This is a genomic window from Actinophytocola sp. (assembly GCF_035762905.1).
Classification (GTDB): Bacteria; Actinomycetota; Actinomycetes; order Mycobacteriales; family Pseudonocardiaceae; genus DASYTH01.
The window spans coordinates 63,669-88,808 of the sequence record NZ_DASUCC010000111.1 but is presented as its reverse complement, the minus strand read 5'-3'; the positions used below and the strand labels follow the sequence as shown (position 1 = coordinate 88,808).

The window sequence follows — 25,140 nt, the reverse complement described above, 5'->3', positions numbered from 1 at the left end:
CCGCAGACCACCCCACGAGCACACCCAACCCCCGCACGCAAACTGCCGGTCCCCCACCCCAAACTGCCGCCCCCGCCCACGCAATTCCCAAGGTGCAAAAGACCACAAGGGGGGTCCGGGGGCCCGCCCCCGGCCGGGGGTCTGGGGGCTTGGCCCCCAGAAGACACCCCCAAACCCCAGGTCCGCGCTCTCCGCGGACAGGTGGGGGCGGATTTGGGGCGGCCCGCTCAACCAGCCTGGGGGTCACTGGGAGCGGGCCGCCACGCACAGCTTAAGCCGTTGTGTCGGTTGGCGCTGTAGTTGGGGTGGGCGAGTCTCGATTTACTTGTCCACCAGAAGGCCGCACTATCGAGTGAGAAACTCGGCAAAGGGTGTGGTTTCCGGCCGGTGGCGCCGATGGCTGGACGTGACGGAAACGCCGGAACCGGTACGTGACGCCGTGTTGTGCTGGCTGGACGGGCTGGACCGGACCGTGGGGCACGACGATCCGAGCACACTGCTTCCGCTGGCCCGCAGGGAGATCAACCGGATGGCCGAGGGCTGGCGGCTGCTGCTCACCGTGCACCAGCGCGACGAGGACGGCCGGTGCGGCGCGTGCCCGGCGGGGGTCCGCGGCCGGTGGCCGTGTCAGGTCTGGCGGATGGCGCACGAGCAGCTGATCGGCGAGGGCGTGCCGCGGGCGCGGCGCACCGGGCCGCTCGGCCGGTTGGCCAGGGTGCTCGGCGGGCGCGGCCACTGACGAACTCCCCGGTACCGGCACATCGGGCGCTGACCATGAGGCAAGATGTCGCCACGAGATGCCGGCTACCAGGAGGAGTTCCGTGCACGACGGAAGTGGCCGCATCGTGGTGCAAAACCTGACCAAGCATTTCGGTCAGATTCCCGCGGTGCAGAATCTGAGCTTTCAGGTGGAACCCGGTTCGGTGACGGGCTTCCTGGGGCCGAACGGCGCCGGCAAGACGACGACCCTGCGCATGCTGCTCGGCTTGGTCAACCCGACGGCCGGTTACGCGACGATCAACGGCCAGCCGTTCAGCCACCTCGGCAACCCTGGCCGGGTGGTGGGCGCGGTGCTGGAGGCGCAGGGTTTCCACCCGAGCCGCTCGGCCCGCAACCACCTGCTGGTCTACGCGGCCGCGATGGGGATGCCGGACCAGCGGGCGGACGAGGTGCTCGGCCTGGTCGGCCTGAGTGCGGTGGGCGAACGCTCGGCCGGCTCGTTCTCGCTGGGCATGAAGCAGCGGCTGGCGCTGGCCACCGCGCTGCTCGGCGATCCGCAGGTGCTGGTGCTCGACGAGCCGGCCAACGGCCTCGACCCGGAGGGCATCGCCTGGCTGCGCACCTTTCTCAAGGCGTTCGCCAACAGCGGCCGGACCGTGCTGATCTCCAGTCACCTGCTGGCCGAGGTGGAGCAGACCATCGACCAGGTGGTGATCATCAGCCGCGGCCAGACCATGTACTACGGCTCGCTCGAGCACCTGCGCCAGTCCCAGCAGACCCGGGTCCTCGTCCAGCCGGCCGACCCGAACAAGCTGGTGGCCGCGTTGACCGAGGCCGGGATCGACGGCATCCAGCCGACACCGGACGGCAAGATCGCCGTGGTCGGCGCCACCGTGCGGCAGATCGGTGATCTGGCCGCCAAGGCCGGGGTGGCGCTGTACGGGGTGCAGGAGGAGCGGGCCGACCTCGAGCAGCTGTTCTTCCGGCTGACCAGCGGCCAGTTCGCCGCGCCGCAGCAGGCCGCCTACGGGCAGCTGCCGCCGGTGCCGCCGGCCGGGTACGGGCCGCCGCCACCCGGCTACGGCCCGCCGCCGGGCTACCAGCAGCCCTCGCAGGGTTACGCCGTGCCGGCCGGGCCGGGCGGACCGGGCACCCCGCCGGAGGGCTGGGCGCCGCCGACCGGACCGCAGCCGCAGCAGGGTCACCAGCAGCAGCAGCCCGGTCCGGGCGGATGGGGAGGCCAGGCCTGATGGGCAACCTGATCAAGGCGGAGTTCCGCAAGATCCTCACCACCAAGCTGTGGTGGGCGTTGCTGGTGCCGGCGGTGCTGCTCGCCACCGGCTGGGCGTGGGGCGTCGCGGCGCTGGTGACCGACATCGTCGACGACATCTCCAACTCGGACATCTTCGAGCAGGCGGACGTCACGCTGGACCAGATGTCCTGGTCGATCCTGGCGCTGACCAGAAGCATGAACATCGCGACGATCTTCCCGATGGTGTTCGGGGCGCTGGCGCTGTCCAGTGAGATCAGCCGCAAGACGATCACCACGAGCTTCCTGACCGCGCCGAGCCGGGCCTCGGTCCTTGGCGCCAAGGCGGTCACCTACGTGCTGTGGGGCCTGATCTACGGCGTCGTGGTGGCCGGCGCGGCCAGCCTCGGCACGCTGATCGGCTCCAAGGAGTCGCTGCTGCCCTCGGCCGGCGACTGGTTCCTGGTGCTGGTGTCCGGGATCGTCTCGTGCGTGCTGTGGACCCTGCTGGGCATGGGGGTCGGTGCACTGCTCGGCTCGCCGGTGGGCGCGCTGGTGCTGCTGCTGGTGTACGCGCTGCTGGTGGGGCCGTTCGGCGAGCTGATCCTGACCGGGGTGACCGACGGCTCGCATCTCGCCGGCTGGATGCCCAACGGGTCGGCGAACGGGCTGACCGGCTCGACCGCGAGCGCGCTGCTGTTCCAGCAGGTGCAGGACCTGGTGGTGGCCACGGGCGGAGCGGATCTGATCACCGAGGAGACGATCGACGACTTCGAGCGGGCGGTGCGGGCCTTCGCCGGCGCGCCGGGTGCGTACTCGTTGCTGGTCAGCGGCGGAATCTTCGTGTTCTGGACGATGATCTTCTTCGTCTCCGGGCTGCTCCGTAACCAGCGGCGCGACATCACCTGACTTGCATAACCTGGCGGGGTGCCAGAGCCCTCCCCAGGTTGGATCCGTCGCCTGTCCGCCGCGTGCTGGCGGCACCGCAGGCTGGTCGTGCTGTCGGTCGTCGCCTCGGTGGTCGGTGTCGGCTTCCAGGCGGCCGGTCCGATCATGGTCAAGTTCGTGGTGGACGACGCGGTCGCCGGGCACACCGACGGGTTGGGCTGGCTGATCGCCGGGCTGGTGGCGATGGAGCTGCTGACCTTCGGCACCGCTTTCGTGCGCCGGTACGTCGGCGGCCGGCTGGCCCTGGACGTCCAGCACGACCTGCGCCAGCAGGTGTTCGGCGCGGTGCAGCGGCTGGACGGCGGCAAGCAGGACGCGCTGCGCACCGGGCAGGTGGTGTCCCGGTCGATCACCGACCTGCAACTGGTGCAGGCGCTGCTGATGATGGTGCCGCTGTCCATCGGGACGGTGGTGTTCGCCATGGCCGCGCTGGCCGCGATGCTGTGGCTCTCGCCGCTGCTGACCGTGGTCGCCCTGGTCGTGACCCCGGTGGTGGCGATCGTCGCGGCGCGCAGCCGCATCACCCTGTTCCCGGCGACCTGGTCGGCCCAGCAGCGCGCCGCCGACCTGGCCCAGCACGTCGAGGAGACGGTGACCGGGGTGCGGGTGGTCAAGGGGTTCGGCCAGGAGACCCGTGAGGTCGCCCGGCTGGAGCGGGCGGCCCGCTCGCTGTTCGCCGAGCGGATGCGGGCCGCGAGGCTGACCTCGCGGACCTCGGCGACGATGGTGGCGATGCCGGCGATCGGGCAGGTCGCGGTGCTCGCGCTCGGCGGCTGGCTGGCCATGAACGGGCAGGTCACGCTGGGCACGTTCCTGGCCTTCGCGTCCTACGTGGCCAACCTGGTCGGTCCGACCCGGCTGCTGGCCGGCCTGCTGGTCAACGCGCAGCTGGCCCGGGCCGGGGTGGAGCGGGTGTACGAGCTGATCGACTCCCAGCCGGACGTGACCGACGCCCCGGACGCGGTGGACGTCCCGCCCGGACCGGCGGCGGTCGAGCTGGACGGGGTGACGTTCGGCTACACCCGCAGCGAGCCGGTGCTCGCCGGGGTGTCGCTGCGGGTCGCGCCGGGCGAGACGCTCGCCCTGGTGGGCACGGCCGGATCGGGCAAGTCGACGGTGTCGCTGCTGCTGCCCCGGTTCTACGACGTGCACGCCGGGGCGGTCCGGATCGGCGGGGTGGACCTGCGCGAGCTGCGGCTCGGCTCGCTGCGCCGCACCGTCGGCGTGGTGTTCGAGGAGGCGTTCCTGTTCTCCGACACGATCCGGGCGAACATCGCCTACGGCCGGCCGGAGGCCACCGACGCCGAGGTGCTGGCCGCGGCGCGGGCCGCGCAGGTGCACGAGTTCGTGCTGGAGCTACCGGACGGCTACGACACCGTGGTCGGCGAGCGCGGCTTGACCCTGTCCGGCGGGCAACGGCAGCGGGTGGCGCTGGCCAGGGCGCTGCTGTCCGATCCGAAGGTGCTGGTGCTCGACGACGCCACGTCTGCGGTGGACGTGGCCACCGAGGCGGCCATCCACGACACGCTGCGCGCGGTCACCAGGGACCGGACCACGCTGCTGATCGCGCACCGGCGCTCGACGCTGGCGCTGGCCGACCGGATCGCGGTGCTGGACGGCGGCCGGGTGGTGGACACCGGCACGCACGCGGAGCTGACCGCGCGCTGCGAGCTGTACCGGGCGCTGCTGGCCGGGCCGGGTGAGGCGATCGAGGACGTGACCCGGCGCGCCGCGGACAACCTGGTGCCCGGGCCCGACGGCGTCACGGCCGCGCTGTGGCCGGGTGAAGCGGACGACCGGGACCCGGCCCGGGCGCGGCCCCGGATCCCCGCCGCCGTCGGCCGCGGCGCGATGAGCGAGGGCGTGCTCGGGGCGCTGCCGCCGACCCCGGAGCTGCTCGCCCAGGTGCGCGCGCTGCCGCCGGCCACCGAGCGGCCCGACCTGAAGGGCGAGGACCCGACCGCGCCCGACCCCGGGTTCCGGCTGCGCCGGCTGCTGCGGCCGGTGCGGGTCGCGATGATCGCGGTCGGGCTGCTGCTGATCGCCGACACCGCGATGACCATGGGCCTGCCGGCGCTGTTCCGGCACGGCATCGACGAGGGCGTGGTCACCGGCAACGCCGACGCGCTGCTGGTGGCCACCGTGGTGGGCGTCGTGCTGGTCGGGTTCGGCTGGCTGACCGTGAGGATCAGCACCGTGGTCACGGCCAGAATCGGCGAACGGCTGCTCTACCTGCTGCGGGTGCGCAGCTACGCGCACCTGCAGCGGCTCGGCCTCGACTACTACGAGCGCGAACTGGCCGGCCGGATCATGACCAGGATGACCACCGACGTGGACGCGCTGTCCACGTTCCTGCAGACCGGGCTGGTCAGCGCGGTCACCAGCCTGCTCACCGTGCTGGCGATCATCATCGCGATGCTGCTCACCGACGTCCCGCTGACCCTGGTGGCGCTGGCCGTGCTGCCGCTGCTGGTGGCCGCCACCGTGATCTTCCAGCGGCTGTCCTCCGCGGCCTACACGGAGGCCCGCGAGCGGGTCAGCGCGGTGAACGCGGACATGCAGGAGAACGTCTCCGGGCTGCGGGTGGCCCAGGCGTTCACCCGGGAGGACGAGTCGGCCCGGGTGTTCGCCGAGCGCAGCGACGCCTATCGGCGCAGCCGGCTGCGCGCTCAGCGCTACGTGGCGACGTTCTTCCCGTTCGTGGCGCTGCTCAGCGGGCTGGCCCAGGCGGCGCTGCTGACCGTCGGCGCGCACCGGGTCGCGGTCGGCGAGCTGACCCCGGGCGTGCTGCTGGCGCTGCTGCTCTACCTCGGCCTGTTCTTCGCCCCGATCCAGCAGCTCTCCGGCGTGTTCGACGGCTACCAGCAGGCCAGGGTGGGGCTGCGGCGGATCGCCGACCTGCTGCGCACACCCACCTCGGTGGCGCCGCCCGAGCACCCGGTGCCGGTGCCGGTGCCGGTGGCCGGCGCGGTCGAGCTGCGCGACGTGTCGTTCAGCTATCCGGGATCCGACGCGCCCGCGCTGCGCGGCGTGTCGCTTCGGGTGGCGCCGGGCGAGACGGTGGCCCTGGTCGGCGCGACCGGTGCCGGCAAGTCCACCGTGGTCAAGCTGATCGCCCGGTTCTACGACCCGACCGCGGGCGCGGTCCTGGTGGACGGCGTCGACCTGCGCGACTACGACCTGTCCGGCTACCGGCAGCGGCTGGGCGTCGTGCCGCAGGAGGCGCACCTGTTCAGCGGGGACGTGGCCGCGAACGTGGGCTACGGCCGGCCGGACGCGCCGCCGGCCGAGATCGAGGCCGCGGTCCGCTCGGTCGGCGCGCTGCCCGTGGTCGCCAGCCTGCCCGACGGCTTCCGGCAGGAGGTCGGCGAGCGCGGCCAGGGCCTGTCCGCCGGGCAGCGTCAGCTGGTCGGCCTGGCCAGGGCGGCCCTGGTCGACCCGGACGTGCTGCTGCTCGACGAGGCAACCGCCGCGCTCGACCCGGCCACCGAGGCCGTGGTGCTGGCCGCCAGCGAGAACCTGGCCCGCAGGCGGACCACGTTCGTGGTCGCGCACCGGCTGGCCACGGCGGCAAGGGCGGACCGGATCGTGGTGCTGGACGGTGGCAAGATCGTCGAGGTCGGCGGACACGCGGAGTTGCTGGCCGCCGACGGGCGGTATGCCCGACTCTGGCGATACGGAACAGACCCCGATGAGGTGGCAACCGTTGGGTCACATCCAGCTCGCCAGGAGAGATAGCCTGTTAGGTGGTACAGCGTTCAGGTACGAGTTCGATATGGATAGAGGCGATTTCCGGCCGTGTCCACCAGCAGTCCCGCGTCACAGTTCGGTCCGAACGAGTGGCTCGTCGAGGAGATGTACGAGCAGTTCCTCGCCGACCCGTCATCGGTGGACCCGGCGTGGCACGACTTCTTTGCCGACTACAAGCCGACGCCGCGGGCCGTGAGCCAGGGCGTGGCGACCACGAAGGCCAGGAGCGCGGCGGACGACAGCACGAATGGCCAGGTGACCAGGACCACCCGTCCTGATCCGGCGCCGCCCGCGGCCCCCGCCGCCGCGCCCGCCCCGGCCCGGCCGCAGCAGCCTGCGGCGCCCGCCGCACCCATCGTGAAGATCAGCGAGGGTGACCAGGTCAAGCCGATCCGCGGTGCCAACGCCGTGATCGCCAAGAACATGGACCTTTCGCTGACCATCCCGACCGCGACCAGCGTGCGCGCGGTGCCGGCGAAGCTGATCGCGGACAACCGCATCGTGATCAACAACCATCTGCGGCGCACCCGGGGCGGCAAGGTCTCCTACACCCACCTGATCGGCTACGCGGTGGTCCGGGCGCTGGACGCGTACCCGAACATGAACCGGCACTACGCGGTGGTGGACGGCAAGCCGACCATCGTCACCCCAGAGCACGTCAACCTGGGCCTGGCCATCGACCTGCCCGGCAAGGACGGCAGCCGCAACCTGGTGGTGGCCTCCATCAAGGGCTGCGAGGGGATGAGCTTCAGCCAGTTCTGGCAGGCCTACGAGGACATCATCCGCAAGGCCCGCAACGGCGCGCTGACCGCGGACGACTTCACCGGCACCACGATCTCGCTGACCAACCCCGGCACGATCGGCACCAACCACTCGGTGCCCCGGTTCACCCCCGGCCAGGGCGCGATCGTCGGCGTCGGCGCGATGGACTTCCCGGCGCAGTACCAGGGCACCAGCGAGCGCACCCTGGTCGAGCTGGCGGTCAGCAAGATCATGACGCTGACCTCGACCTACGACCACCGGATCATCCAGGGCGCCGAGTCCGGCGAGTTCCTGCGCCGCATCCACCAGCTGCTGCTCGGCGAGGACGGCTTCTACGACAACATCTTCACCTCGCTGCGCATCCCGTACGAGCCGGTGCGCTGGGTGGAGGACATCCCCGAGGGGGCGATCGACAAGACCACCCGGGTGATCGGGCTGATCGACGCCTACCGCACCCGCGGTCACCTGATGGCCGACACCGACCCGCTGAACTACCGGCAGCGCAAGCACGAGGACCTCGACGTGCTCTCGCACGGGCTGACCCTGTGGGACCTGGACCGGGAGTTCCCGGTCGGCGGGTTCGCCGGCAAGGACCGGATGAAGCTGCGCGACGTGCTCGGCGTGCTGCGCGACTCGTACTGCCGCACGGTCGGCGTGGAGTACACCTACATCCTCGACCCGGCCGAGCGCCGCTGGATCCAGGAGCGGGTGGAGGTCCGGCACGAGAAGCCGCCGCAGGCCGTGCAGAAGTACATCCTGTCCAAGCTCAACGCGGCCGAGGCGTTCGAGACGTTCCTGCAGACCAAGTACGTGGGGCAGAAGCGGTTCTCGCTCGAGGGCGGCGAGTCGGTGATCCCGTTACTGGACACCGTGCTGGACAAGGCCGCCGAGTACGAGCTGGACGAGGTGGTCATCGGGATGCCGCACCGGGGCCGGCTCAACGTGCTGGCCAACATCGTCGGCAAGCCGATCTCGCAGATCTTCCAGGAGTTCGAGGGCAACCTCGACCCGGGCCAGGCGCACGGCTCCGGCGACGTGAAGTACCACCTCGGCGCCGAGGGCAAGTACTTCCGGATGTTCGGCGACGGTGAGACCAAGGTCACGCTGACCGCCAACCCGTCGCACCTGGAGACCGTGGACCCGGTGCTGGAGGGCATCGTCCGGGCCAAGCAGGACCTGCTGGACAAGGGCGGCACGGGGTTCTCGGTGCTGCCGGTCGCGATGCACGGCGACGCGGCGTTCGCCGGCCAGGGCGTGGTGGCCGAGACGCTGAACCTGGCGCTGCTGCGCGGGTACCGCACCGGCGGCACCGTGCACGTGATCGTCAACAACCAGGTCGGCTTCACCACGGCGCCGGAGGCCTCGCGGTCCAGCCAGTACGCCACCGACGTGGCGAAGATGATCCAGGCGCCCGTTTTCCACGTCAACGGCGACGACCCGGAGGCGTGCTACTGGGTGGCGGCGCTGGCCATGGACTACCGCCAGACGTTCAACAAGGACGTCGTGATCGACATGGTCTGCTACCGGCGGCGCGGGCACAACGAGGGCGACGACCCGTCGATGACCCAGCCCGGGATGTACGACATCATCGACACCAAGCGCAGCGTGCGGAAGACCTACACCGAGGCGCTGATCGGCCGCGCCGACATCTCCGTCGAGGAGGCCGAGAAGGCGCTGCGGGACTTCTCCAGCCAGCTCGAGCACGTGTTCAACGAGGTGCGTGAGCTGGAGAAGCACCCGGTCGCGCCCAGCCCGTCGGTGGAGTCCGAGCAGCAGGCGCCGGCCAAGGTGGCGACCGCGATCACCCGCAACGCGGTCGAGCGGATCGCCGACGCGCACGTCAACCTGCCGGAGGGCTTCACGCCGCACCCGCGGGTCAAGCCGGTGCTGGAGCGGCGCGCCAAGATGGCCCGGGAGGGCGGGATCGACTGGGCGTTCGCCGAGCTGCTGGCGTTCGGCTCGCTGAACCTGGAGGGGCGGCTGATTCGGTTGTCCGGGCAGGACAGCCGGCGCGGCACGTTCACCCAGCGGCACTCGGTGATCATCGACCGGCACACCGGCAAGGAGTACACGCCGCTGCAGAACCTGGCGCCGGAGCAGGGCCGGTTCCTGGTGTACGACTCGGCGCTGTCCGAGTACGCGGCGCTGGGCTTCGAGTACGGCTACTCGGTGGCCAACCCGGACGCGCTGGTGCTGTGGGAGGCGCAGTTCGGCGACTTCGTCAACGGCGCCCAGTCGGTGATCGACGAGTACATCTCGTCCAGCGAGGCCAAGTGGGGCCAGGTCTCCGATGTGGTGGTGCTGCTCCCGCACGGCCACGAGGGGCAGGGTCCAGACCACACGTCCGGCCGGATCGAGCGCTGGCTGCAGCTGTGCGCCGAGGGTTCGATGACCGTGGCGGTGCCGTCCACCCCGGCGAACTACTTCCACCTGCTGCGCCGGCACACCCTGGACGGGGTGCAGCGTCCGCTGGTGGTCTTCACCCCGAAGTCCATGCTGCGCAACAAGGCCGCGGTGAGCGCGGTGGAGGAGTTCATCGGCGACAGCCGGTTCAACTCGATCATCGACGACCCCACCGTGTCCGATCCTGCCGGGATCAGGAAGGTCCTCTTCGTCTCCGGCAAGCTCTACTACGAGCTGGCCGCCGAGAAGGAGAAGATCGGCGCCACCGACACCGCGGTGGTGCGGGTCGAGCAGCTCTACCCGGTGCCGCAGAAGCGGATCGCCGCGATCTTCGAGAACTACGCGGGCGCCACGCACTACCGCTGGGTTCAGGAGGAGCCGGCCAACCAGGGTTCCTGGCCGTTCTACGGTCTGATCCTCCCCGAGCTCTTCCCCGACATGCCGCGCATCACCCGGGTCTCCCGCCGCCCCATGTCCGCCCCGTCCGCCGGCTCAAGCAAGGTCCACGAGATCGAGCAACGCCAGATCATCGACCGCGCGTTCTCCTGACCATGTACTTCACCGACCGAGGCCTCGAGGAGCTGGAGTCCCGCCGCGGCCAGGAGGAGTTCACCTTCTCCTGGCTCACCGCCCGCCTGCGCACCTTCGTCGACCTCAACCCCACCTACGAAACCGCCATCGACCGCCTCGCCACCTACCTGGCCCGCGACGACGAGGACGACGAGTAGCCGGCCCGGCTACCAGGCGTAGGCCTCCGGGGCGGGCTTGGTGCCGTTGGGGCCCGGGAGCGGGAAGAGCTCGTCGAGGCTGGTGCGGGTGGTGTCGTCGAGGGTGATCTCGAGGGCGCGCAGGGCCGCGGTGAACTGGTCGGGGGTGCGCGGGCCGATGATCGGGCCGGTGACGCCGTCCTGGTGCAGCAGCCAGGCGAGCGCGAGCACGGCCGGGTCTTCGCCGAGGTCGGCGGCGAGCTTCTCGTAGCGCTCAAGGGTTTCTCGGTGCCGGTCCAGCTCGCGCGCCTCCCAGCCGGCGGTGCTGCGTGCGGTGCCGCCGTCGCGTTGCTTGCGCAGCACGCCGCCGAGCAGCCCGCCGTGCAGCGGCGACCAGGGGATGACGCCAAGCCCGTAGTGCCGCGCGGCGGGCAGCACCTCGAGCTCCACCCACCGGGACAGCAGGTTGTACAGCGACTGCTCGCTGACCAGCCCGACCAGGTGCCGGTCCCGGGCCGCCTCCTGCGCCGCGGCGATGTGCCACCCGGCGAAGTTGGACGAGCCCACGTAGAGGATCTTGCCCTGCTGCCGGAGCACCGACATGGCCTCCCAGATCTCCTCCCACGGGGTCGCCCGGTCCACGTGGTGCATCTGGTAGAGGTCGATGTGGTCGGTCCGCAGCCGGCGCAGCGACTCCTCGCAGGCGCGCCGGATGTTCAACGCGGACAGCCGGTTCTCGTTCGGCCAGTCGCCCATCTTGCCGTACACCTTGGTGGCCAGCACGGTCCGCTCCCGCCGGCCGGCACCGGTGGCGAACCAGCGTCCGATGATCTCCTCGGTGACGCCCTTGCCCTTCTCCCGGCCGTAGACGTTCGCGGTGTCGAAGATCTACAGATTCACTCCGGGAGTTCCGTGACCCGAGCCGGGCTGTGGTTCGGGGTGGGAGTGGTCAGGTCGGCGTCGACCTGGGTGGCTTCGGGTACACCGAGGTGCCGGTAGATGTCCAGGGCCTGCCGCAGGTGGGACAGCCCGGTGATGGTGTCGCCGTGTTGGAGGCAGGTGCGGCCGATGCCTTCCAGGGCACGGGCTTCTCCGAGGCTGTGGTGGATATGGCGGGCGATCTCCTCAGCCAAATCAACAGGAGACTCCGGTAATCCGGAGCCTCCTGTTTTCGGCAACACTATCATCGCCTATGCCGGCACGTGCCTGTCCCGCGATTGGCGCCGCCGGTGGCTCACTAGCAACTCAGAGCGTTACTTCCAAGAAGTGCATCCGTCGGTGACGTAGGTACCGCTGTACCAGTCGGGAAGGGTGAAGCATCCCCGTACGTAGTAGCGGAATGACCACATATTCGTCCACATTTGACCTGGATGGGGCTCTGACTGCTGTGCCGTGCCGCCGGAGACTTCGAGAACGGAACCACACGGTCGCCACATCCCGAAGCAGTCGCCATTGGTTGTGCGCACCCAGGCGGCATCACATGCCGGCGAATAGCGAAGTTCCAAGAAAGAACCTCGCAGGAACTCGTTCGAACCGGTGTAGGTAAATGATGCGAGAGGGTAGGCGTCCGTACCGCAGCCCATACTCTGCGGGTCTTGCCCATTGCACGAGGATCGGTAGCAGCCAGCGGCCAAGGCCGGAGTTTGTCCGACGGTAGTGATTCCACCCGCTGCGGCGACGACAGCGAGCGCGGTCAGGAGTGAGCGGATAGTAGTCTTACGAGCGAAAGATCGGATCACGATAATCCTCCTCATGAATATGACTGCTGCACCGATATTGCGAATGGGACAATTGGGCAATTTGCTTGCCAAGAATGAGCCTGCCTGAACTCCCGTACGTTCTATATGCGTTCTCCACAGCCAATCTGTGAACCGTTGCCGTGACTCGGCTCGGCGGCCTAATAGCAGGCGTGGCTTGGCCGCTACGGGTGCCAGGCGGCGTTGGGTGAGCCTGGGCAGCTAGTGACGCTGCCACTGGCGATCAGGTGGGAGAAGTGGCGCAACACGTCCGGGTGCTGCATCGAGTCGTAGTTGCAGACGAGCACCTGGCTGGAGCGGCCGGCGGCCCGAATTGCCGGGAACAGGTATTGCTGGATGCCTTGATGCAGCCGCCCCTGTGAGTCGGGATGGTCTTTATCGCGAGTGACTGCGCCTGCGAGCACGAGCAGTCGTCGGGAGCTGTTTCCCGACAGCCAACTGGCCATCAGCCCGTCCTGGGGGTATGCCTGGTCGCACGTGCTTCTGTAGTCGGCAAGGTTGCCAGGGTCGAACAGGATGATGGTCTGGAGCTGGTTGGCCCTGGTCGGGTTGGCGGCGAACAGGTAGGTGACGCCGAGACGGCCGAGGCTCCAGGCGCCTGCCCGGGTGATGATCTTTCCGTCGAACGATGCTGGCCAGTAGTCGGCGGACGACGCGGCGCAGTTGCCTGCCGCCCACCAGTCCTTCGTGGCGGTGTACGTCGTGTACGGCGCGAACGGGTCACCGGGGCTGTAGCGTGGTTGGTAGTACATGCTGCCGCCGCCCGTGGACGCGGGCCGGTCGCAGCGAGCGATGCCGTATCTGGTCTGCAGGTCCGCCCAGGTGGTGTAGTCGGCGTCGGAGTAGTAGGCGGAGTAGAAGCCGCGTGTCCCGTCGTCGAGGTCGACGTAGAACCAAACGCTGGTGTCGTAGATCAGTTGACCGGGAGCTGCGCAGCGGATGCGCGGAGTTGACCCCGTGGCAAGCTTGGTGATGATGCCGCCGGACAGGTTCGGGGCAACCCGCATATTGACGTCGGCTGTGGTGTGGATGGCCGGGTACGCCGCCGCCGAGGGTGGCGTGACCGTGACCGTGGCCAGCGCGATGGCCGCCACGATCGCGACCGTCAGGCGGGCGTGGTTGCGGACGGGCGTGCTGCTCCGCGCTCTGACCGGCACAGGCGGTCGGTCGATCTGGTTCTCTTGAGTCTTAGCGCGCATGTGTCTAGCTCCGATCTGTTGCTGCCGCCGGTGGGGGCGGCGTTTCGACACTTGCGCGCGACGAGTGTGGGCGTCTATGCCTGGTGGGATTGCCGGACAGGTCCCGACGGGCGGAGGAGATCGTCGGACAGGTTCGGACGGGATAGCGGAGATTCTCGGACACGTTCGGACGGGTTGGTGGTTGCGTTACGGGCAGGGTGGGGTGTAGGGCACCTCTGGGATGTACTGTGTCCACTCCTGCGCGGTGATGGGGTCGCCCACGACATCGCATATCCAGGTGGCGGCGGCGTTCGGGTCGGTGTTCCAGAGGCGGACGGTGCGATCGTGACCGCTTGCGGCAAGTCTCCGGCCGGAAGGGTCGATGGCGACGCTTAGCACACCCTTGGTGGGTCCGGTCAAGGTCGCGATGTGGTCAGGCTGTTGTGGTCTGGTGAGGTCCCACAGCCAGATGGTGGCATCAGTGCTCCCAGCTGCTAGGACGTCTCGGTTTGGGTCGAACGCGATGGAGTACACGATGCCGACCGGGCCGGTAAGCGGTTGACCAATGCTTTGAGGCGTGCCTGGATGCCTGACGTCCCACAACCGAACGGTATTGTCCGCTCCGCCAGCGGCAAGGATGTTGCCGTTCGCGTTGAACGCGACGGAGTAGGCAGCGTCGGCGAATCCGCCAAGTGTCGCCAGCAGCCTGGGTGCAGTCTGATTGGTGACGTCGTACAGATAAACCTGCCGATCGCTGTTCGCGGCAGCGAGCAGTTGACCGTTTGGGCTGAACGCTGCCTGGTAAAAGAACCCGGCGGAGGAGGTTCCCGTCATCACCCCAAGGGCCTTGGGGTGACGGCGTTCGGAGATATCAAATAGGCGTACTGTGTTGTCGTCCGCACTGACCGCAAGGAGGTTTCCGTCCTTGTTGGGCGTGATTGACTCGAGAAGATCCTTGGCCGCTGGAAACGGGGCACCTACCAGGAAGGGTCTTTCTGGGTTGCTGATGTCCCAGATCTGGAAAGTACCGTCGATGCAGCCCGCGATGTACGTCTTGCCGTCGGGTGTTATGGCGCCGGTGCCGGCGAACTTCGCAAGGTCTGGCGCGTTCATCAGCGGTGTGCCCTCGAGCGTCGGCTGGTAGCGGTCAGTGGTGTTCCAGACTGTCGCGGTGTTGTCGGACACACCGGGGGCGATGGCGAGCCGCGCACCCGCCGCATCGAAGCTAAGATTGAACACAGAGTCACGGGCACCCGTGATGACTGGACCGGGAAGTGCCCAGTGGCGGACGGCCCCGTCTTCGGCCACGGTAAGTAGCGAATGGTCGTTGCGGAACACGGCGGACTCGACAGTGTTGGGATGTGGCAGTCGAATTGTCGGCTGCCGCGTCTGTAGATCAAACAGCCAAACAAGATTGTCGGAGCTGGCTACTGCTGCACGTCGTCCATCTGGACTGAAGGTAACGGCATTGACCCAACTTGCGGGCCCGGTCAGTGGTGGTCCCGCCAGCGATAGTCCGCCATCGCTGATATTCCAAAGATAGACGTTGTGCTCAGCTCCAGTCCCCGCCGCTAGCATGTGACCATCCAGGCTAAAAGCCAAGGAAAAGATCTTGCTCGATGGCCCGGTCAGTTCACCGCGCGGTGCCGGCTTGCCTGCGGCGTCGACGTTCCACAGGTGGATCACGGAATCATGGCCGCCTGCGGCAAGAATGCGGCTATCTGGAGAGAACGCGACCGCGCGCACCGTGTCGGTTGGTCCCGTCAAGGCCGCCGCAAGCGCGGGATGTGTCGGATCCTTAACGTCCCATAGGAATACGGTCTTGTCTGTTCCCGCCGCGGCGACAGACTGTCCGTCTGGGCTAACCGCAACGGAGCGGAGTTCGCCCGCAGATCGCGCGAGGGCGCCCAGCTTGATGGGCTTGGCTGGGTCTGTTGTATCCCAAAGATGGACCATCTTGTCACGCCCACCAGCGGCAAGCAGGCGGCCGTCACGGCTCAAGGCGACTGAGAACAGGGTCCCGGTCGCTCCCTCGAGGACGGCGGCGCGCACTAGCCGCTCGCCGTTGCTGGGCGTCCATAACTGAATCGGACCCCCGTCGAGAGCGGCAGCTACGAGGGTTCCGTTGCCGTTCGTCGTGACCGCGTGGGCGGCGCCTCTGGGACTCAGCATCCGTGTCGCCGCTGGGACGGATGTGGAGTTGAGCAGGCTGGAGCGAGCCTCGGGTGTTGGGGCGATCCGGTAGGCGGCCAAGGCGAGCTGCATGGACAGCGGAACGTCCCGATCGCGTAGCCGATCAGCCTTGCTGGCCACAAGGCGCGACAGGCCCTCTGCTTGGGTTACTGTCGCCTGGGCGCGTTCGCGATCTCCGATGGCCTTGAGTTGTTGAGCATATATCCCAATTCCTGCTGCTAGAATGACAAGGACCGCCATGAGTGTTGCGACCTGATAACGGCGCCTGACCCGCCGACGCGCACGTTCTTTATCGGCCGCTCGCTGGGCAACGCTTGCGTCCAGAAAAGCCCGTTGTATGGAGTTGAGTTCGCGGTGTCGATCGCCACCCTCGAGCCATTCGCGCGTCGTTTCGAGCGCGGCACCTCGATAAAGGAGGTCCGGGTTGCGGTCCGATTCATTCCAATGTCTGGCGGCGCCGTCGAGCCTGCGGTGGATACGACGCCACGCTGCGTCTGCATCCAGCCATTCACGCAGCCGAGGCCAGGCGGAAAGTAGAGCCTCATGACTGACTTCCACGGCGTCGTCGTCGATGGTTATCAGCCGAGCGACGATGAACTGGTCTAGGACTTGTTGAAATTCGTCAGGTTCGGTTTGTCCGTAGGAGTCTCGCAGGTCGGCATACGGCATGCGTCGCCTGGTGGCAGTGATGTCATCATCTGTACGCACCAGGCTCAGGAAGAGTCTGCGGGCGATCTCACGTTCGTCATCCGTACGGAGCCCGGCATACGCGGCTTCGGCCGTCTGCGCAACAGCTCCATGAATGCCGCCACTGGCCCGGTAGGCCTCGGCAGTGAGAACGCGTCCCCTTGTGTGGCTCCAGGTGGTCAACAACGCATGCGACAGCAGCGGTAGTGCCCCTGGCTCGTGAGCGGCTCCACCGTCAACCAACCGCTGACCACGCGGGGCCAGGTCGTTCACAAGCAACTCGACTAGACCCGGCTCCAAGCTCAGGTTGGCGGCCCGTGCGGGCCCAGTAATCGCTTCCCGCAACTCCACTTCGGACATCGATCTGACGACGAGCTGGGCATTCTGGACCGTTGAGTCCAGCAAGCGAACGGCCAGCACATGCGCATAGAAATCAGCGCGCATCCCAATTGCGACCAGCACCACCGGTGCCGGTACATGAAGGCCTTCGTTCTCCTCCTGTTTCTCGCCGGCACCAACTTTCGCTAGTGCGCAGAGCGCTCGTACGAACGCGTGCTGCAACATCTCATCGCGGCATGACGAGAACAATTCTTCAAACTGGTCGACCACGATAAGTATTAGCTCGCCAGGCTCACACGCCGACTTGATGGCTTGCGCGGTTGATTGCGGGTCGTCGATCAACTGCTTGTGAATCAACTCGGCAGAATGTTCTGTGAGATGAGCGATCGCATTTGCTAGAGCGTCCATGGGGTCGGAACCCGGTGTCAGGAGAACATACCTACGTCGGGCCAACGTATTCTCGCTGGCATGGCACATTTCTGGGATGAGGCCGGCTCGGAGTAACGAAGACTTGCCCGATCCGGAGGGGCCGATCACAATAGTGGGATGCCCGGCCTGGCCGGCCCGATGTGCGAGCGCCACCAACTCCGCAATCAGGATCCGCCGCCCAAAGAAGACTTCGGCGTTCTCCGGCGCATATGAAGAAAGACCAAGATATGGGGCTGGCGTGCCTGAGGGACGCGGTCCCGGCGAGATACGAACGCGTTCCAGCGCAATAATCCATTCACGTACGACGTCAGGGTCACGTTCACCACACACGGATAGCAAATTGGGCAAGACCCGAGTGAGCTTGGGAGTGGGAAGGTGGCGCCCGGTAAACCAGTCGGAGAGGGTCGACACCGAGACCGAGTCACCGTTGCCGTCTCTGTCCAGTTGCTGCTTCACCGTTCGCAGCGATAGTCCGGTCCGGTTACGAAGCACGCGCAACGAACGAGCAAAGCCCTCTGGTGTGGCGATCATCCTCGGATCAGGCAAGGAGTCGGCGGTCGCAGAAGGATCACCACGGGCCTCGTCCACCATGGCCTCCGCAGGCTTGGACTACACTTCTCCAAGGCCAATCTACAGATTGTGGACAGGGCCTTGGATGTAGACATGGTAACCCTGCGCCATCGGCCTACTTGGTCGCCTGCTTCTGAGTCTCCATATGGCCGAAATTTGTCACTTATGAGGACATCAAGCTGGCCTTGACACCTACGCAGCGGCTTGCCGGATCGGCCGAGCTGGCGTGTCTGCCACGAGACGATCTACAAGGCCGTCCCGACTGCAGAGGCCACTTGAACAGGCAACTCATCCGTCGGCTGCGCATGGGCTGGCCGCTGCGCAACGCCGGCGCCTGGCCCACTAGCGACACCGCCGGCTACTGGGTGTAAGCGTGGTCGAAGCCGCCCGCGGTGTCCGGCTTCTCGACCGTCGACCTCACCTGGCCCAACACGGCGTCGAGTATGTGCCGGGCACCGGCGGCTACCGGATGCTCACCGCCGCGTTCCTCCGCGATCGGATCATGGACTGCCGGCGAGACGCCTTCGGATATCTCGCCATCCATTGCCATGGCCCACCGGCCTCGGATTCAGTGACGACCTCGTCTACAACGAAACGTGGCTGCCCAGCCCTTCTGTGCATCCACGAGGACAAGCCGGTCGGTAGAGGCGGGGTGAGACTTTGGACCGCCGGTGAGAGCGATGACTGCAGTGTGGGCGCGGCAGGCCAGAAGTCGTTTGTTATGTGACGTGATGGTGTGGGGGAGGCTGCGCTGGTGCGGATGTCCGAACCAGCGACTGCCTGGGGCCATGGAAGTTTGGGACGGACGGGCGATTTTCGTAAACGGGCGCGGCTAGCTAACCCGCGGATAGGGCCACCCGGCTGGCCCCTAAGCCGGCTACGTCGCCACCCGCTCCACCCCTCCGTCACAGGACCTGCCCATCTTCGAACCGCTACCACGATGTCCCTGCCGACAACCCCAACGACAAGCCGATTCCTCCCCCAGCCGGACCCACCACCCAAACCACCCGACCGGATACACCCCAGCGCCGCCCAACCGAACCGCCCGCTCGCCGGCATGTGTGTAGGGGTCTGCGTGCTCAGGGCGAGGCGCGACTCGGCGCCGGTCACGGTCGGCTGTCGGAGCCGGCAGCGTTGGCCGACTGGCGGCGGTACCGTGGTGCCGTTGACCAGCGGGTACTGGGCTCTGTGCTGGGCGGCTGGGCTCATGCTGGCGATGAAGGAAAGTGGAGCACGGTCGGTGGAAATGGGGGCCGCGCCTACCCCCGCACCACCAGCGCGGCCAGATAGCCGGCAACCTGGCCAACGAGGGCGTCGGCTTCAAACCGGTGCCCCGCTCGAAGGAGACCGGCCATCCGCTTGGTGGGAACCCACCGTCGATCATGCCGCACCTCAAGCATTGCGCGGCCGCGAGACCCGTGGCGACACAACGCGCTTACGCGAGTGGGTAGCCGCGTCGGCGGGTAGTGGCTGAGTCTGGCCTGGTACTGGCGTCGGCGTCGCTAGTTCGACCAGGACCAGACATGCTCGGGCTCGGGTAGATAGCGGTGTACCAGGTTGATCAACAGGCGGCGGATCTCCGATAGCGTGAATCCGATCATGTCGGTGTCGGGGGCTGCGGTTCCCCCTTTGCGGCAAGGGCTCTGGTCGCCGCGAGCCAGGCCAGGGCGAGCATGGACAGGGTGATGTGGGCATACCACGCCCGCCAGGAACCGGACCTGGTAGTGGTCCAGCCGGCCTCGTTCTTGGCTTGCTGGAAACACTCCTCCACATGCCAGTGGGAGCCCGCGACCCACGCGAGGTCCACCAATGTGGAGCGGCGCGGCCCATAACCGACGTAGTAGGCGATCTCGTGCTGGCCTTTGCTGTTCGGGTTGAGGGAACGGCGGGCCAGCAGCCAGTACCCTCGGCCGGACCGCCAGGCGGCACGAATCGGGATCCGGGCCCAGTCATACTCGCGTGGGCCGTGCGCGCCAGCGCCGACCGACAGTTGCTGCCAGGCGCGTGTCGGTAGTGTCGCGATGGCCTCGGCCGCGACCACTCGGTCGGTGTCGGTGGTGGTGACCGTGTCCACGCTGCGGATGGCCAGCACGTAGGCGGCATCGTGGTCTTCCAGCCAGTCTCGCAGGTACCCGGCTTGCCCGTAGACCTCGTCCGCGGTCACCCACGCGAATGGCACACCGGCATCAACGGCGCGGGTCAGCATCGCGATCAACTGGCGTGGTTCGGTCGCGAACCCGACCTCGTCGAGAATGTCGGCTGCACGGCAGCGGTCCCGATCATTCGTCCAGGACTCCGGCAGATACAACTCGCGGTCGATCAAGGCATGCCCGTGGCGGGAGGCGTAGGCCAGAAAGGTGCCGATCTGACAGTTCTCCGTGCGTCCGGCGGTGCCGGAGTACTGCCGCTGCACTCCGGCCGACCGTGTCCCCTTCTTGAGAAACCCGGTCTCGTCCCGATCAACACGCCTTGAGGGTCACCGAGATGCTCGACGACATAGTCCCGGACATCGTCACGGACCCCTTCGACATACCAATCCGCACGCCGCCGCAGCCGCTGCATCCATCAGGCGACACCTCGCCCGCCCGCTCGGCCAGGGTCCAGCCGGTTCTTCCGTTCCAGACCAGCGACCAAGCCGGACACGTAGTCCCGTACTCGGGTGCGGGGTTCGGAGCGGGTGAACCGACCCGCAATGCGTTCGTGCAAACGATCCAACTCGGCGACCACGAGATCAACTACCACAGGCCCATGATCCACTATGGATCAAGCAGGTGCCGTTGCAGTACTAAAACCCTCGATGACTCCACATGGGCAGTATTCGCTATCAACGGTATGAGCTATCGCCAAGTAGATTTGTGTGAGTTGACTCCTCGCACGATGCTCCGACTGACCAGCGGAGAAACACAGTGGGGAAGAAGCGACCCAGGCGGACGTTGACTTCGTGGCCACGCTGACAGCCCGGATATATTCGACAATCAGTGGCGAGTACGAGGGGCAGGCGTCTACTGAAAAGCCTGGGTAAAAGCAAAGAAGAGAAGTGGGCTTCTGAGGGGCTATGTCATTTTGGGAGGTTGCGGTCGATATTCATTGTTCAGGATATCATCGAGCTGGATCCGACTAACCGAACGACTAACCTTCCGTCGATCACTGTCGATCTGAATAGCGACGCCGCGCGGCAGCCTGTCTCCTAAGGTAAGCAGCCGGGACAACTGGTCATACGTCAAATCACGAGCCTCACTCGCAGCGGAAGCTACGACCATACGAGCATGAGTCTCAGGAAGATTGGGGACAGCATTCAGAAGAAGGCTGCAAGCTTGAGGATCTCTACTCTTGAAGACGCTTCTCATCGCAGGGCGAAGATTATTACCAAGGTTGTCCTCAGATAGTACGCGTTGCCCTTCTTGGGCCTGAATCCCAAGGAGATCAGGAACAACTCTTTGAGCGATATCAAGAAAATACCGCGCCGCGTCGACTGGCCGGAACGCTTCCTCGATAAGCCGCCGAACAACGTGACCGAGGCATCCCAAAACGTCACTAGACGTCGGAATCGCCGCAGCCATTCGGCCGTATAGTTTAATTGACTGTTCATCAATAGAACCCAGTTGGCAAACCATACCGACGTAACTATCTCGTGCGCGGATTGCGAAGTCTCGCGCCTCCTTGGAAAGTCCCTTCGGCGCTTTCCCTGGAAAGTTCCGCTCCTTAACTATTGCCCGCACCTCCGGCGGATAGCCGTCGATAAGGAATCTCTCTCGAAGTAGTGCCTGCACTTCCTCAAAAGGCAACTTCTTCCTCACCGCCAAGCTACCGCAGATCTCAAGTATCGAACCCCGAGCTCTGTAATCGATAACTTCCCGGAGAAGGTCGCTCACGCGACTAAGCTCCGGGGTCGGACCAAGGCTTAACTCTTCCAGCAACAGCCAGAGAGTCGTTCCATGACGGTTATCTGATCCTTTCTTACTAGCCAGAAGTGCCTGAATAAGGTTCCATATCTGTTCGGACATTGGCTCGAGGGCGACACGAAGAGGATTGCCCAGTTCACTAAGGGCATCTCGTTGTGCGCCAATGATCGCATTCAGCGGTGACGTCGTTTGCTGAGCAACTGCAAGGTGCACCGCGGTGCCAATAGTATCCGGGTACTTCGCAACCAGATGATGAAGTGGGTCCCGGATCAATCCGTGAGCTTCTGGTGCAGCATCTGCCGGACTAGATATAACCCGTGCAAGCGCCGCCTTCGCTATCGGATGATTACCCATTGCTGCGGGGACCAGAAGCCATGCTAGTCCATCGGCTTTAAGCCAGATATCCTGCTGCTGTGCTTTGGCGACCCATTCAAGGATTTCGGCAAGGCGCGACGGGGAAAGCTCAGCATTACGAAGCCCTTGTCGAGAAACTGCCGCCCAGAGCTTCTCTCCGAGTTCCGGTCTGTTCTTCTTTGCAGGGAGACCTTCTAGCATTCGGGCGAGACGTGATTCGAGTTCCCTAGTGGCAGCACTTTCACGTTCAAGCATCTCCAGAAACAAACCCCGTGGCAGTGCAAATGGCCCGATCTGACCGTTCATCGACGTCAACATCGAGAGCGTTACATCAACCGCCCAATGCCGAGGCGGGAGCTTTGTTAGAACATATCCAATACCGACGAGCTCCGCATTGGTGACCGAATTCTGATCATTCGTTTCTACATCTCGAATAACACTTTCCACGTATTTCTTCCAGCATGCCTTCATGCCACATGAAGTGGCGTCCTCCGCATGTGGGAGCGTGAGACATGCCGCATAAGCTTCTAAGCAGTGTTCTCCCAAAAGCCTACCGAGTGCTTGTTGCATATCTCGTGCCGCAGGATTTACGTCCCCTTGCAGTTGAGAGAACCTATCGGTCAGATCTTCGATGAAGTCCGTCGAGGCTAGTATCGGCCAATACCGCAAGCAAACTTTCATAATTGAGATATGATAGTGGCGCCCGCCGGGTTCACCCTTGGGTTCGGACGTAACCTCCTCCCCGTTTGCTCCGGGGCGATAGAAAAGATCTAGAAGTCCTGATCGCGCAAACTCTGGATCCGCCGTCGCGCACATACCAAGAATACGGGGAAGAGATGGAAATCTAATCCGGCCGGTGCCCATCTCGCTGACGGCGTCGACGCATTCCCAATTACGAATTGCCGTCAAAATAGGGCGAGGGTCGCGAGCCGCTAGTCGTTCAAGTGTCTCTAGAACTGCTGTTCGGCATCGCTCCCGACTCCATACAACTCTCAGCTTTGTGAGTAGTTCGTGCAGATCGACGTCGGCAACGCTAGGCGCTATCTGTACATAACGACTGGCGGTTTCCTCCTTCGCTGTCTCCAATAGAGTGATGATCGGAGCGCTGAGTGACGGATGGTGCGCGGCGGCTGCCAGAGCTATATTATGGAGTGAAACATTGGTACTCTTTACGAGCACTTCAACTGACTTTGTGAAGGCCCCCTGGTAACGTCGGTTTCGCCCGAGCAAGATCAGTACCTGTTCCAGCACCGCTCCGACGAAAAGATCTTCGGGTGTTTCCATCAGTTTCGAGAGTAGCGCATACGGTGCATTAAGTCTGTATTTTGCAATAAGCCCCTTTGCTGAGGCGTACTCAAACATCGTCTGATGAAAGAACCGGATCCTAGCCTTCGTTGGCGACCTGACTTCAGTGAGCACGGAACGCTGAAGAAGTTCGTTGATAGCTTGATTGAGCTCCTTTTCAGTCATGTCGGGCACCAATGGCCCTAGCTCTTCGACGAGCTCTTCTCGCTCGACCTCAGTGCTTCCCATTGCAAGGAGTACGAGAGCCATCTTGCCAGTAATGTCGGACAGGTCTCGACTAGCTGAGAGATGCGATGGACCACGATCCAATCGCCTATCAGAACGAATTCGACGATCCCAATAGTTGTCGAAGATTGTCGAGACATCAATCTCGCGGAGTTCGGGAAACGTTTCAGACTGGGCGTTAAGCTCAAAGAGTAGACGCATCAGCAGCGGACTACGACAGACTTCACGAAGTGCCAGGCCCCGCGCAACCGGCTCCGTTATACGACGAATTCGTTCTCTCGGATCTCGAGGTTCCGCATTCGGGCAGAACGTGTCTGCATACCTCTCAATCGCGTCTGCCAACTCGTTGTCGTCGTAAAATTTGAGCTCGAAACCGTCAGGTTCAAGATTGTCCAGAGTGCCTGCTTCCTCTGGGCGGCAAGTGAGAACAACCACGGCCTGCTGATGGTCCAGTTCTCTACATAGCGCAATTAGATCCGCGATGTTGATTTCGTGATGCAAGAGAAGGTCTGCGGTGTCGATGAGAATAACGGGCGTGTTCCCACGGCTCTCAATCTCAACAGAGGCGTCCACGACCTCTTGACGACTGATCGCCGATCGACCGTTGGAATCCGGCATCAACCACGTTGCATTGAGCAGAATTGAACTAATGCCGTCTAGAATTCTAAGGTCCTCGCCGAGCGCCCACATTAGGCAACTTTTTCCATGACCGGCTTCGCCTTTGACAATGATTGGCCTGCGGTCACGCGATTCTGTCAGACGCTTGATCTTGTTGACGAGCCGAGTCTGTATCGAACGACGTATGTAGAGGCCGCCACTAAGTGTATGAATTCTCTTCTCGGTCGGACTCCGGTGATCGAACTGGCTGGCAGCCGCGTTCAAGTCTTGCGAGTATGTCTCAGAGAGCGAGCGAAGACGACGCAGATTGGCCGATGGTTCTTTGTCACTCACCGGAGTTTGCGTTGTCGTCGTTGTCTCTGACTGCTCGCTCGCTGATATGAGTCCAAGCTTCTGGGCTAATGCTCTTGCTCGAGCATTGTGGTTTTCAAGCATGTAGTGGAGCGCGGCAACTGTAAGTGGACTCCAAATCTCTTTTTGCCACACACGTGCCGTTACACGGGAAACCAGTTTCGGCTGATGCAGTACGGCAAGGAGGCGCAGGAATAACCTTGATTCTTGACGTTTCTTTATGGCACCTTGCGGCAGCCATGACCGGTACTTGGCGACAATACTATCAACATCTTGGTCACCGTACTCGCCGAATCCCAATAGCTCACGGGCCGACTTAAGGTGTCGTTTTAAACTGGTCGTCTCACGGATTCCAAGGGACTTTAAGCGCGTCATCATAGCGTCAAGAAAGTCCGCATCGTGCTCTTCTGCGTTATTTAGGCAGTCGGCGAGAAACTCGCCGACTATTCGGCCGGGGTCTGGATCTTCGCCTGCAGATCGACCTGTACTGACCTCATATACAACCGTTGCAGACGAGAACCTTTCGCGAGGATGTGAGTCATCACCCTGCTGGTTGCCCATGATCTCGTCAACGGCCTCTTCCAGCCGCTGTCTCGGCCAACCTTGCAACGCGGCTCACCTCCTCATGAGCAGATCAAGAAAGTCTAGCGCATGCAGGTCTGCTTCTACTGGAGGGGGTTGCAGCATATTGAC

At 65.0% G+C, this 25,140-nt stretch carries 13 protein-coding genes and 1 pseudogene; 6 read left to right on the top strand and 8 right to left on the bottom strand.

The window, feature by feature from the left end:
* Positions 1 to 406: 406 nt before the first annotated feature.
* From VFV67_RS24395 to VFV67_RS24370, 6 genes are all read left to right on the top strand, one after another.
* Positions 407 to 739, top strand: a complete 333-nt coding sequence (locus VFV67_RS24395) for a hypothetical protein (protein ID WP_326472954.1) — start codon at positions 407 to 409, stop codon at positions 737 to 739.
* A gap of 82 nt (positions 740 to 821) precedes the next feature.
* Entirely contained in the window at positions 822 to 1,970 is a 1,149-nt protein-coding gene (locus VFV67_RS24390) for an ABC transporter ATP-binding protein (protein WP_326472953.1), read from the top strand.
* On the top strand, positions 1,970 to 2,878 hold the full coding sequence (locus VFV67_RS24385; protein ID WP_326472952.1) for a hypothetical protein: 909 nt from the start codon (positions 1,970 to 1,972) through the stop codon (positions 2,876 to 2,878). Before VFV67_RS24390 ends, VFV67_RS24385 begins: the two co-directional genes overlap by 1 nt.
* Positions 2,879 to 2,896: 18 nt before the next feature.
* On the top strand, positions 2,897 to 6,655 hold the full coding sequence (locus VFV67_RS24380; protein ID WP_326472951.1) for an ABC transporter ATP-binding protein: 3,759 nt from the start codon (positions 2,897 to 2,899) through the stop codon (positions 6,653 to 6,655).
* A 60-nt stretch (positions 6,656 to 6,715) separates the two neighbouring features.
* A complete protein-coding gene (locus tag VFV67_RS24375; protein WP_326472950.1) occupies positions 6,716 to 10,381 on the top strand; it encodes a multifunctional oxoglutarate decarboxylase/oxoglutarate dehydrogenase thiamine pyrophosphate-binding subunit/dihydrolipoyllysine-residue succinyltransferase subunit in 3,666 nt (1,221 codons plus the stop codon).
* Between the two features lie 2 nt (positions 10,382 to 10,383).
* Positions 10,384 to 10,560: a DUF6104 family protein gene (locus VFV67_RS24370; protein ID WP_326472949.1), complete on the top strand. Its 177-nt coding sequence runs from the start codon at positions 10,384 to 10,386 to the stop codon at positions 10,558 to 10,560.
* Between the two features lie 9 nt (positions 10,561 to 10,569).
* On the opposite strand, the gene VFV67_RS24365 is transcribed toward VFV67_RS24370, so the two are convergent.
* The 8 genes and pseudogenes from VFV67_RS24365 to VFV67_RS24335 all read right to left on the bottom strand — a co-directional run bounded on the left by VFV67_RS24365 (position 10,570) and on the right by VFV67_RS24335 (position 25,056).
* Entirely contained in the window at positions 10,570 to 11,427 is an 858-nt protein-coding gene (locus VFV67_RS24365; RefSeq protein ID WP_326472956.1) for an aldo/keto reductase, read from the bottom strand.
* An 8-nt stretch (positions 11,428 to 11,435) separates the two neighbouring features.
* Positions 11,436 to 11,672, bottom strand: coding sequence for a tetratricopeptide repeat protein (locus VFV67_RS24360; protein WP_326472948.1), 237 nt, complete (start codon positions 11,670 to 11,672; stop codon positions 11,436 to 11,438).
* 120 nt (positions 11,673 to 11,792) lie between these two features.
* A complete protein-coding gene (locus VFV67_RS36860; RefSeq protein WP_414636339.1) occupies positions 11,793 to 12,293 on the bottom strand; it encodes a DUF2690 domain-containing protein in 501 nt (166 codons plus the stop codon).
* Positions 12,294 to 12,460: 167 nt separating this feature from the next.
* Complete coding sequence (locus VFV67_RS24355) at positions 12,461 to 13,495, bottom strand: hypothetical protein (protein ID WP_326472947.1); 1,035 nt, start codon at positions 13,493 to 13,495, stop codon at positions 12,461 to 12,463.
* A 186-nt stretch (positions 13,496 to 13,681) separates the two neighbouring features.
* Positions 13,682 to 17,710 (bottom strand): helix-turn-helix domain-containing protein, encoded by a 4,029-nt coding sequence (locus VFV67_RS24350; protein WP_326472946.1) that lies wholly within the window; start codon positions 17,708 to 17,710, stop codon positions 13,682 to 13,684.
* Positions 17,711 to 18,050: 340 nt separating this feature from the next.
* Positions 18,051 to 18,242, bottom strand: coding sequence for a hypothetical protein (locus VFV67_RS24345; protein WP_326472945.1), 192 nt, complete (start codon positions 18,240 to 18,242; stop codon positions 18,051 to 18,053).
* Between the two features lie 1,047 nt (positions 18,243 to 19,289).
* Positions 19,290 to 20,434: pseudogene (locus VFV67_RS24340) on the bottom strand (IS701 family transposase).
* A 311-nt stretch (positions 20,435 to 20,745) separates the two neighbouring features.
* The gene (locus VFV67_RS24335; protein WP_326472944.1) at positions 20,746 to 25,056 is read right to left on the bottom strand and encodes a hypothetical protein; all 4,311 of its coding nucleotides are present in this window, start codon (positions 25,054 to 25,056) and stop codon (positions 20,746 to 20,748) included.
* Between the last annotated feature and the right edge of the window lie 84 nt (positions 25,057 to 25,140).